The 11,239-nt window shown below is 48.2% G+C and carries 10 protein-coding genes and 2 pseudogenes; 1 reads left to right on the top strand and 11 read right to left on the bottom strand.

The window, feature by feature from the left end; genetic code table 11:
* Positions 1 to 381 precede the first annotated feature (381 nt).
* Positions 382 to 1,423 (top strand): annotated as a pseudogene (locus IQ270_RS23650) (IS630 family transposase).
* 142 nt (positions 1,424 to 1,565) lie between these two features.
* Here the strand turns inward: IQ270_RS23650 and IQ270_RS31395 are convergent.
* The 11 genes and pseudogenes from IQ270_RS31395 to IQ270_RS23610 form a co-directional block, all read right to left on the bottom strand.
* A pseudogene (locus IQ270_RS31395) lies at positions 1,566 to 2,117 on the bottom strand (STAS/SEC14 domain-containing protein).
* A gap of 258 nt (positions 2,118 to 2,375) precedes the next feature.
* Complete coding sequence (locus IQ270_RS23640; RefSeq protein WP_193975631.1) at positions 2,376 to 3,164, bottom strand: DUF4336 domain-containing protein; 789 nt, start codon at positions 3,162 to 3,164, stop codon at positions 2,376 to 2,378.
* A gap of 161 nt (positions 3,165 to 3,325) precedes the next feature.
* Positions 3,326 to 3,994 carry a Coq4 family protein gene (locus tag IQ270_RS23635; RefSeq protein ID WP_193975630.1) on the bottom strand — a complete coding sequence of 223 codons (669 nt, stop codon included), beginning with the start codon at positions 3,992 to 3,994 and terminating at the stop codon, positions 3,326 to 3,328.
* A gap of 47 nt (positions 3,995 to 4,041) precedes the next feature.
* Positions 4,042 to 4,716, bottom strand: coding sequence for a Coq4 family protein (locus IQ270_RS23630; RefSeq protein ID WP_193975629.1), 675 nt, complete (start codon positions 4,714 to 4,716; stop codon positions 4,042 to 4,044).
* Between the two features lie 204 nt (positions 4,717 to 4,920).
* Positions 4,921 to 5,175 (bottom strand): mechanosensitive ion channel, encoded by a 255-nt coding sequence (locus tag IQ270_RS23625; protein ID WP_193975628.1) that lies wholly within the window; start codon positions 5,173 to 5,175, stop codon positions 4,921 to 4,923.
* Positions 5,176 to 5,222: 47 nt separating this feature from the next.
* Positions 5,223 to 6,101 carry an efflux RND transporter permease subunit gene (locus IQ270_RS31390; RefSeq protein WP_339384294.1) on the bottom strand — a complete coding sequence of 293 codons (879 nt, stop codon included), beginning with the start codon at positions 6,099 to 6,101 and terminating at the stop codon, positions 5,223 to 5,225.
* A 17-nt stretch (positions 6,102 to 6,118) separates the two neighbouring features.
* Positions 6,119 to 8,455 carry an efflux RND transporter permease subunit gene (locus IQ270_RS23620; protein ID WP_228056633.1) on the bottom strand — a complete coding sequence of 779 codons (2,337 nt, stop codon included), beginning with the start codon at positions 8,453 to 8,455 and terminating at the stop codon, positions 6,119 to 6,121.
* Between the two features lie 2 nt (positions 8,456 to 8,457).
* Positions 8,458 to 9,222 carry an efflux RND transporter periplasmic adaptor subunit gene (locus IQ270_RS31385; protein WP_368670137.1) on the bottom strand — a complete coding sequence of 255 codons (765 nt, stop codon included), beginning with the start codon at positions 9,220 to 9,222 and terminating at the stop codon, positions 8,458 to 8,460.
* 127 nt (positions 9,223 to 9,349) lie between these two features.
* Complete coding sequence (locus tag IQ270_RS31380; RefSeq protein WP_228056632.1) at positions 9,350 to 9,850, bottom strand: hypothetical protein; 501 nt, start codon at positions 9,848 to 9,850, stop codon at positions 9,350 to 9,352.
* Between the two features lie 69 nt (positions 9,851 to 9,919).
* Positions 9,920 to 10,045 (bottom strand): hypothetical protein, encoded by a 126-nt coding sequence (locus tag IQ270_RS32015; protein WP_255532478.1) that lies wholly within the window; start codon positions 10,043 to 10,045, stop codon positions 9,920 to 9,922.
* Between the two features lie 113 nt (positions 10,046 to 10,158).
* Positions 10,159 to 10,827: a TetR/AcrR family transcriptional regulator gene (locus IQ270_RS23610; RefSeq protein ID WP_193975627.1), complete on the bottom strand. Its 669-nt coding sequence runs from the start codon at positions 10,825 to 10,827 to the stop codon at positions 10,159 to 10,161.
* Between the last annotated feature and the right edge of the window lie 412 nt (positions 10,828 to 11,239).

Here is an 11,239-nt window from a genome sequence, read left to right as displayed (position 1 = left end):
GCCAATAGCCTTTCGGGTTACAAATAGGTTAAAGAAACCCGCCCGACCCCACGAAAAATTCCCTGATTGACATTGCTGCAATATCTCAGAAATAATAGACTTCTTGCATAAATCTTTGATTGATAAGCCAACGGCAGATGACAGGCAGGTGCAACCGACGATTGGCGCAGATAATTTCAAGATGTGAGGGGGAAGGAATACAAGTCTAATGGCAAATGTGGCAATTATTTAAAGAGTTAACAAGTTTTAAATTGTTGGGGGATATTTTATATCAATTCCGGTTGCACCGGAATGATATACTGAAAGAGTGCTCCCGAGCGCAACGAGGACAAGTCATGCCTAAACGCCTCAAGGCGCGAGCCTCATCAAACCTCTTCTGAGTTGTCTAAACTTGATCGTCAAGCGTCAGACCCAATTGAACGGACGCGCTACCAAATAATTTGGCTTTTGGCGACAGGACGAGTCACAGAAGATGTCGCGGATGTCACGGGTTACTGCCGTAACTCTATATATCGCTTAGTCCGTCGCTACAATCAATTAGGTGCAAATGGGTTGAAAGACAAACGTCATCAACATCCGGGCACTCCACCTTTACTCTCTGTTGTGGAACAAGCGCAACTATTGCAAACTTTACGAACTCCAACTGCTGATGGAGGATTATGGAACAGTCGTAAAGTGGCTGAGTGGATCGGTAATTTACTCGATCGTCCAGGAGCGCGTACAAAGGGGTTGGGACTATCTACGTTCGGCGTGAGTTTCGGTTACGGATACCCAGACCTGAACATGACCTTGCCGACCTTGAGGTCCAAGAAGCTTGGAAAAAAAACTGCGATCGCGAGCTAAACGAATTCAACAGCAGCATCCATTGGCAGCAGTAGAAGTGTGGGCAATGGATGAGCATCGTCTCGGACTCAAGCCGATAATTAGGCGAGTTTGGGTAGGGTATGGGGAGCAGCCCATAGCCAACGTAAATTGGCGCTATCAATGGCTATGGTTATATGGTTTTGTACACCCGTCAACTGGAGAAACATATTTTTGGATTCTCCCAAAAGTTAACATCGAACTTTTTAACTTAGTTTTAGTAGACTTTGCCAGAGAATTTGGACTGGGCAAAGATAAACACATCATCTTAACTATTGACCAAGCTGGCTGGCATACCAGTCCACAAGTTCAAGTCCCAGAGGGTTTACACTTGGAATTTATGCCTTCCCATTCTCCCGAATTACAACCAGCAGAGCGTAAGAGGCCGTTGGTAAATGAACCAATTGCCAATCGTTCATTTCAAAATCTTGATGAATTAGAGGAAGTGCTATTTCAGCGCTGTCAAGCTCTTCTCAAGCAACCTTCTTTAATTAAAGGGATTACTTGTTTCCATTGGTGGCCAAAAACCAAAGCTATATCATTCCGGTGCAACCGGAATTGATATTATTTGTAAATTAGGTAGGGCTTGCTGAATAATTGATCGCAGACCACTAGCAGGAGCGATCAATTATTCAGCAAGCCCTAAGTCCTGTCAACAATGTTACTATCGGCATGATTTTTGTAGACTGTCACGATGAGTCTCCTTACTGAGCCGTGGCTAGCCCGGTTCTAGCAGCTTCAATTTGAGATCGCTCAAACAGCTTCATCTTGAAAGGATAAATGCCGCTTGCAGCCTCAGCGATGGTTCGCAACCATTTTGGGTCAACTACGATCGCTGCATGGGTGACATCGTTGATGCGTCGAATCCGCTGAAAATCATTTTAGATCGCCATCGCGTCTATTCCTTCAAAACTACGGATTTCTTCTAAGACGCGCAGCTTGCCATGTTTAGCAAAGTCAGAATTAGCTTTGGCAATGAGATGCTTAAAATCTGCTGCGGCGATCTTGCCTTCGACAACAATCTCGACAATGTTGTTATCTTCATTGTTCTTGTATTCCAGCCCTGGATTATTGCTGGATGAAGATATTTCCACAGGTTCAGTCAATAGCCATGCACGGGCTTCCTCAATGTGCGATCGCTCAAAGGCTTTCACCTTGGCAGACAAAATGTTGTCCGCTGCCGCAGAAATAGTGCGTACCCATTCAGCGTCTGCAACCACCGCAGTATGGGTGAAGTCGTCTACATGGGCAAGCAAGCCCAAACCGAGCAACGACTAAATCAAAATCTGCTTCGGTAATTTTGCCTTCAACCGTGAGTTCGACAATGTCGCCTTTGTAACTCAAGAAATACAGGACTTACGCAAAATTATGGAAAAACGAACCGCAAAGGACGCAGAGGACACGAAGTTAAGAGGGTTTCAGAGAGTTCTTGCGTAAGTCCTAAAATAGTCAAATACGTTCCAGTGCAGTGGGTTTGTTAGGTTGCTGTGCAAAGGAATGCCTGCAAGGGGAGTTTATTTACTCCCATCCTGTTTTATAAGTCGTGGATAGACAATATCGGCAATAAACACAATTAGTGCGTGAATTGGCAGAATAACTAATAAAAGTGTTGAAAGCCGTGCCATAGCCCTCGTGCCTTCAACAATAGCAGGCTGGGGAGTGAGCCAGTCGAAGGCAGAGTCCAAAAAGTTTGCGACCTGCTCCTTCCCTTCTACACATAACCAGGGGCTGTGAGCAACGATCGCACGTTCAGGTTCCCAATCTCGTAAAGTCTTGAGGGAATTCTGCAGAAATGCTCTATCAAAGATATGTGCAAGTTGCACACCACGAGGGGTGTGTTGATACATTTGATTCCACTGAGTGGTAACACGCGAGAGGAGCGAAAGGGTTACTGGGTCGAAGTCCATCACCAAATCGGTAAATATTACGGTGCGTGACGCACGATGGAAAAAGACAAGCTCATCAATCAATCCGTTTCCCGATCCAAAAAGGCATTGGTCAATCTGCCCCGCCCATTCAGGTTCAGATATATCCGTAGACAACGTTTTGTAGAAGGTTAAGTCTTTTCGCTTTGGAGCAAGTCGGGGTGAAGCATAGAGTCTGGCATCGGGATAGGCTTGGCTCCAGTCTCCGAGGTACAGATGATGTATGTGATTGGGTGAGACGAGGTATTTTACAGCCCCAAGCCTATCGATATCGGCACGGATATCGGGAGTGAGTTGAATGGGAGAAAGAACGAAAAGACTACTATCGTTGAGGCGAATGACGACGGCACGATGCGTGTAGGGATAGCGAGGCTGCATTGGGGGACGGTAGCAGACACACCCCTTCGCCTCAATCGTCCAAATGTTTGAGTCAACTTGGATTAAACCACTTTCTGGTTTGTTAGGAACTGGGCGAAGGCTTTGCACCATAAGATACATCGGCTTGAATTATGCATATATTGTAATTGATTAAGTTAGTTTCAAGCGGCGATGGTTGCTTGACCTGTAGCCATCTCTCGGCGCGGTTGTCTTTCAAGCTGATCGTCTTTTAAAGTCAGCCCTAATTCAGAACGAATATGGGCGATCGCACGTGTCCAATTTTCATCAAACCGATAAGTCAGCAAACAAGTTGCCTGCTCACCCAGTTCCTTACCTCTGCGGGCACTGGCAAAAATCGCCTGAGCTGGCATCGGCTTGATGATTAAAAAGATCAACTTGATTAGGGGGTAAACCAGATTCAGGGCTTTGGTGTAGTTCTGACCGACAGTAAAGGCAAACACGCCTGCTTCACCGGGATAGCTAGTATCAAACCCCAGCAAAATATGAAAGATATCGTGGGTGACGGTGTATCGCAGTGCGAACGGATGACGCTCGGCTTCTGCCCGCAAATCGTCGCTGATTTCTAACGGTTGAATCCCGTTTTTGTGCATATGCTGGGCGTACTCATAGCCCAATGTGCCTTCGGGGAGTTGACTAAGTTGTGCTAAATCAATCTTGGGATAGTAAGCTGCGATATCTTGCAGTCGTACCAGCAGATCGGGATTTGTCCCCCATCCGTACAATTCAGATTCGAGCAGCGCTGCGTCTCCGGTTTCCCCTTTTGTGAAGTAGTCTTTGTATGCTTTGATGAAGCGGTTGATGGTTGCCATGATGATGACCTTTTATAATGTTTATAGATTGGAAAGATTGCTCAGATTTAAGTGGCGATTGTTTGTTGAATTTGACCTTTAGCTGCATTTCCAGTTTGTGTGCCTGCCAATTCGCTCTCTTTCAAGATCAGCCCTAACTCAGCGCGAATATCAGCGATCGGACGCGCCCAGTCTTCTTCAAACCGATAGCTCAACAAGCATTCTGCCTGTTTGCCGAGGGCTTTGCCCCTGCGAATATTGGCGCGCATTTGCTGACTTTGAGCGCGAAAGATCAGTGGATATATATGCGTCATCACAGGCCCAAATGCGTTTAGGAGCTTGCTGTAGTCTTGAGCGATCGTAAATGCTGCTACACCCATTTCGCCTGCATAACTGGTATCAAACCCTAGCAACACATGAAAGATGTCATGGGTGACGGTGTAGCGCAACGCAAATGGACTGCGATCGGCTTCTTCGCGCAAATCGTCGCTGATTTCTAACGGTTGAATCCCGTTTTTCAACATATGTTGGGCATACTCATAGCCCAAGGTGCCTTCAGGAAGCTGGCGAAGTTGATCGAGATCAATGCTGGGATAGTAGCCTGCAAGGTCTTGCATTTGAGCCACAATAGCGGGATTAGCACTCATCCCAAAAACTTCAAATTTGAGAAAGGCGATGTCTCCAGTCTGTCCGGATGTGTAATAGTCTTTAATTGCTTTGATGAAGCGTTTGATATTAGCCATGATTGTTACCTTCTGAAATGTCTTTGATGCGTTATGCAGTCGCGTTAGCGGCAGATAAAGAATTGCCTTGTACGACTAGAATGAGAAGTGCTTGAGTAAGGTGACTATTCAGCTTATGTGACTGCATAGTCATATCATATCAACCAAAGACCTATCTGTCAAGTGCAGCGTTGTTGCATTCTCTACAGATTTACTGAGTCTGAATTAGCGTGTGCCCGGTTTTATTTGAGTCAAGGGATTTTCAAACCATACAAACCGCTGTGGGAAAGGCATTGAAAGACCTTCGCGGTCGAAGGCTTTTTTTAAGCGCAGTCGAAACTGGCGATCGACAATCCATTGCTGCCGTGGCGCTGTGCGAATCCAAAGTCGAATTGTTATACTGTTGTCACCAAAGGCATCAACCCCTAGCACTTGGGGCGGTGCTAAGATGAATGATTGCCATGCTGGATCTTGGCTCAAAGACGGCTTGGCAGAATCTTTTTTAATTTGGACACGAACAAACGGTTTTATGTCAACTCTGAATCTAAGTTTTCAGTTTTGGGTGTGAACAGAAGATACAGGCAAGGAATAACCACCAACGCAATCAGCGTGGCGGCAAGCAAGCCGAAGATAATGGCACTACATAACGGCATCCAGGTTGGATCGCTGAACGCAAGCGGAATCAATCCAATGATGGTAGTGATGCTAGTTGTAAGAACCGGACGAAGACGATCGGCAGCGCCTCGTGCGGCTGCTTGTTTGACCTTCATCCCGTCTTGCTGATAGCTATTCATCGTATCGACCATGACGATCGCGTCATTCACTACAATCCCAACCAGCGCAATCACGCCGATAAAGGCAGTAAACGAAAACGGAATGCCCACAAGAAAGAAGCCGCCAACGGTGCCAATGAGAGCAAATGGAATTGCCAGTAGAATGATAAACGGCTGTCGAAATGAGCCGAGTTGCAATACCAGCACCGCAAAGACTAAGAAAACAGCAATGCCTAACGCTTGACCGGCTGAACCAAAGGTTTCTGCTTGATCTGCGGTTTCGCCCCCAAAGCTGTAGTTATAGCCCTGTGACCACGATCGCTTCATTTCTTGTAGCTTCGGCTCCAAATCTGCCAGAATCTCACCGACTGTACGATTTTCGTTCTTCGCCAGCACGGTTGCTGTCCGTTGTCCGCCGCGTCGAGTGACTAAAAGCGGTGCTTCTGCCTGAACTGTATCTACAACCGCCCCGGCTGGAATCACTTTCCGATCCGAGTTGTTGGTAAAGAATCGGACTGCAAGCAGTTCATCGCGGCGGGTGGGACCACCTACTCTGCCGTTTCGAGATGCCCAAGCGGTACTGAGACGGATTTCTAGGTCTTCTTGATTGCCGCCGATCGCATAGTCTCCCACATTGATCGGGTGTAATACTATGCCTGCGATGCCAGTTCGTCTTCACTCAGGTTGTAGAACGAAAGCGCCTCACGTTTGGGAATCAGCCTGAGATCCTGTTCCAAAGCGCCTAAGTTATCGCGCACGTCGGTTGTACCCGCAACTTGCCTGAGTGCCATCTGCACTTCTTGGGAGACTTGCCGGATTTCATCTAGATCGCTACCCGTAATCTCGATCTGAATCGGGTCGCCACTTTGCCCCGATTGTTGAGCATTAAGAACCAGCGTTGCACCGGGATCTTGGCGGCTCGCGGTTTGTAGCTCATTACGGAGTGTATCGAGATATTCAAACGAAATCATGTCGCGTTTGTCTCTAGGAACGAGGATGCCTGAAAACCCTAGCAAGTAGCTACCTTCACCCGGCTGTAGTTCGCCAGAAGCGACTAAATTACTGCGTTGCCCCACATACTTGATTACGCTGTCAATGTTCTGTTTTTCCCGCAGCGTTTTCCCTAAGTCATCGGCAACCCGTTGAGATACGTCCAGGGTAGTTGTAGGCGGAAGTTCGACGTTGACGCTAAAGTTGCGTTGGTCGCTTTGGGGAAAGAATTCAATGGGAATGCGGCTGAACGTTGACATAACGCAGAAGAAGACGACGATCGTACCAATCACCCATGCCCAGGCAACCTTTTTATTTTTAACGGTGTGATTGATGCTCCAGCGCGCCCAGCGATCGGAAGCGACTTCGCTCATGCGATCGACGCGAGATTTCTTTTCAACCCCTTTGACATTGCCCAACAGATAGCGAGAAAGGGGAACATCAATTAGAATCGCGATCGTAAAACTCAATATCAAGCAAATAATTGCTGTATAGGGCAGCAGTTGAATAAACTTGCCTAACGTACCGCTAATGGTTAAGAGAGGGAACAATGCCAAAATTGTAGTTAGCTGTCCAGAAAAAGCAGCAGGCGCATAGGTTTTGACGGTCTTCAAAGCGGCTCGATCGAAGCTCAAACCTCGAGCAAAGATGAACTCGTGCATCCCTTCCATCATCAGGATGAACACATCAACTAGAATGCCCAATGCCAGCACCATCCCGATGAGTACCATGTTGTTTAGCGTTTGTCCGGTTAGCCACAGGACTGCCAGTGTTCCTAAAAACGTCAAGGGAATCGAAAGTCCAGCAATCAAAGCTTCACGCCAGGACAGAGCGACGAATAGAATGGCAAACACTGCTGCCATTGACTGCAACGCATTGGTAAACAAATTGCCCAACTGTTCCCAAATAATGTCTGCTTCGTTAGCGATAATGCTGTACTCTAATCCGCTCACCCAAGCATTGGGATCTTTCTTAATTTGCTCCATTGCAGCGAGAACGCGATCGATTACCTCGATCGAATCCTGTCCCGGCACTTTTTTGATGCCGACGCTAACAACAGGCTGATAGTCTTTGCCCTCTGTGCTGATGAAGGCGCGGGTTTGTTCTTGCTCTAGTTCTCGGTTGACCGTGGCAAGTTCTTCGAGGCGTACCACTCGTCCTTCTAGCCGCGTGATGGGGAGTTCTCGTAAATCTTTGAGTTCCCGAAATCGACCGTAAAAGCGCACTTGCGACCCGATCGCATCACTTTCGATCGCGGCTAAGGGTACATCTCGATTCGCATTGCGAATTTCAGTCGCAACCGTGGCGGGTGAAATGCCCAGATTCGCCAAGCGAAACGGGTCCATCTGAATACTGACTACCTCTTCACGAGCACCGCCCAGATTCACTTCGCTCACTCCTGCCACTCGTTCTAAACGGTCTTGAATCCCTTTAGCAGCTTGAGAAATTACCGTCGGGTCGATGTTGCCGAACAGCGCCAGCGTCAGAATTGGGGCATCATTCACCGAAGACTGCCTGACCACGGGCTGTTCAGCGTTCGCGGGGAGCTTCGATTCTGCTTGAGAAACGGCTTGGCGCAACTCTTGGACTGCCTTGTCCGGATCGGCTTGTGAGTTGAACTCGACACTGATGACAGAGTAGCCCGTATAGGAAGCACTCTGAATTTTGCTGACGTTTTCGACCGAAGTGATTTCGGTTTCTATTTTGCTAGTGACCTGTTGCTCGATCGTTTGAGGATCGGCACCGCCCCAGGTCGTCGTCACGCTGGCAACCGCGATATCGATATCAGGGTTGGACTGCTTCGTCATGGAGAAATAGCCTAACCCGCCACCGACCACCATCAGCAGACTGAGTAAAATGGCAAAAATCGTGTTGAGAATAAAAAATCGAGCCACACCGGAAGGCTTCTTGGAGGTGGGAGGTTGAGGATCGCTCTGAGGCTGATGACCGTTTGGGTCAGCGAGATCGACCTCTGATAAAGGTTTGAGTTCGCTCATGACTACTTTTGATTCCCTTCAACGACCTGAACTGACGCGCCGTTAACGAGGCGATTTTGTCCCTCAGTGACTACCAAATCTCCGGCTGCAACCCCTTCTTTAATTTCTTGCTCAGCAATTCCGGTAATGCCTAGCTCGACCTGTCGCTGTTCGACCACCCCCTTTTGAGCGACAACAAACACGTAGGGAACCCGATCGCGCCGCACGACCGCATTCAGGGGAACAACGACATCATCAGAATTTTCTGCGATCGCAATCCACGTTAAGACCTGTTCGCCGTGCCGTACAGCATTGGTCGTCGGATTCAGCCGAATTTTGGCTTCGATCGCGCGTCCGCCCGGACTAATTGCCGGATTTACTGCAAAGACTTCACCCTTGGCGCGGGCATTCGCCGTTAGCGCTTCGCTACCGCTAGTTTGGGGTGAAGCCGTTGCCAGGGCGGATTTTGAAGCCACGAGAGCCTCTTGCCCCGATCGCACTCCTTCTCCGGTTGACTCCGACAACTCAACCTGCACTTCGTAGCGGCTCGGATCGATGATCACCATTGGAATCGGCTCTAAGATACCCTGATAGTCGCCTCCCAGTTGAGAACTGACCGATTGCGGCGTAAAATATTCTCCTTCTGAGATGTTGAGGTAGGCAACAATGCCATCGAAAGGAGCCACAATGCTGGCTTTTTCAAGGGCAACTTTGGTTTGCCAAAGGCGGGCTCGGGCGGTCTTAATGCTAGATTGCTTTGCCTGCGCCTGTTTTCGTGCCGCGCTCACCTGTGCCTGTGCCGATAACACCTGTTGCTGTGCCGATTCTATCCCTGCACGCGCCGTTTGAATCTGGGTTTCAGCTTCAGTCAAAGTGTTTCGGCGTTGGTCAAGCTCTATTTGAGGGGCAGCCCCTTCATTGACCAAATAGCTGTAGCGATCGACATTCGTTGCTGCGAGCTTGCGACCGGATTGTGCATTTCGGAGTCGCGCTTGCGCTTCCTGTACCTGAGTGCGGGCTTGCGCGACTTGTGCCTGAACTTGCAATGTCTGCGTTCGCCGCCGCTTGCTGTTGCTGTGCTTCGGAAACAGCAGCTTCGGCTTGACGCACATCTGCGACTAAGTTGCGATCGTCCACACGGGCAAGCAGTTCGCCCGGAGTGACGGGATCGCCTTCGCGGAGTCTGCGTCCATCCCGATTCGCAATGTACGTGACATCGCCTTCGGTGTTAAACGTCATGTGCTGATATTTGACGGCTGTGACAGTTCCTTCACTAGAAATCCAAGCGCGAATCGGTTCTTGTTTTGCGGCAGCGGTTCGCACCGATAACGCCGCCGTTTCAGTGACGGCGGCAGGTTCATTGCCTCGAAAACGAGTGACTGTAACTCCTCCGATCGCAACGACGAATCCCAGCACTGGCAGCAGCCACCAGTATTTTGCGATCGCCGATTTCTTTTTCTGGGAAGGGAGTTCAGTTGTAGAAGTTCAATCGAGGCTTCCGATCGGGTCTGAAGCGAGTTCAGCAGGTTTTTGCTCGACAGTCACGATCGTGACTTCAGGCCCAGATGAGACTTGAGATGATGGAATGGGAGGTTTATCTTGGAAGGTCATGAGGTAGATACCAGAGGATGAATGGAAAACGAATTGTTAAAGAGTCTGTTAGTTTGGTATGGCTTGTTTGTCGTTTGGAAGGATTACTTTAATATTTCAGCAATCAAAAAGTATTAACGCTTAGTGTTAGATGAACGACCCATTCCGTGTTCTAAGACGCGAATCAAGTCATCAAAAATTTGTTCGACGACCTGCATGTCCAACTCAGGTAATCCAGCTTCCGTCAGTTGCTCTGAGTTCAAGCTCAGTCGTTGAGGAATAAAGTCCCGCAAGCCGTCTGCCAGCGCACTGATGACGAAGGCAGCAAAATCTGGATCGATACCAGGATCGATATCTCCTCGATCGATTCCTTGCTTTACCAGGCGGTGAACGTACATCAGAGACACGGATTGCGTTCGCTTTAACACTTCATCCCGAAAGGGCACATCGCCATAAACAGCACGATTGATAATTTGACTCAAGGCTGGGTGAGACAAGTCGAACTGAGCGCTTTCTCGAAATAGCCAGCGCAAGTAAGGAAAGAATCCCATCTCCAATCCCGGAGGCTTGGCGTGTTGTAGAAAGTCAATCTTCTGCTGATGGGCGAGATCGACTAGGTATAGATAGAGGTCTTTCTTATCCTCAAAGTATTGATAGAAGCTGCCTTTGGCAATCTTTGCCTGCTTCACGATGTTGGAAATGGAGGCATTTTCATAGTCGTGGCTAGCGAATTGGGCGATCGCCAACTTCACAATGGTTTGACGCTTCGCTTCAGGTAAATTAAAAAAAGTTTGGGTTGGCATTAGCAGCAACAACAAAGGTTTTCTAGATGACCGATCAGTTGTGTGACCGATTAGTCACATTCTAGAGCAAAACCTTTACGCTGTCAAATCAAGCTGCCTCCGATTGACTGATACCAATTTCATGAACTACCGCTACAAATACGAGTTCTGCTTTATAAATTTCGATGTTTAAAACAAAATTACTAAATGTAACACTATTTTATGAAAAAGTACCAGGTACTTCTCATTTCTTGAAAATTTTGTTGTTCTGAGTCTTTCAGTCGGTTGAAACCCAGATGTTTCACCATTGTCAAGAACGGGCTTTCCGGCCCGTTCTGTCAAAGAGTGAATTTTGTTGTCGGGAGTAGGGGTTGGGCTTCTAGCCCGCCCTTGAACGGGCTTATTGAAAAGGGTGCAAGATGTCAGTTGAAAC

Source organism: Microcoleus sp. LEGE 07076, from assembly GCF_015207455.1.
Lineage (GTDB): Bacteria > Cyanobacteriota > Cyanobacteriia > Cyanobacteriales > Microcoleaceae > Microcoleus.
The sequence above is the reverse complement of the archived record's forward strand: the minus strand, read 5'-3'. Positions and strand labels throughout refer to the sequence as shown.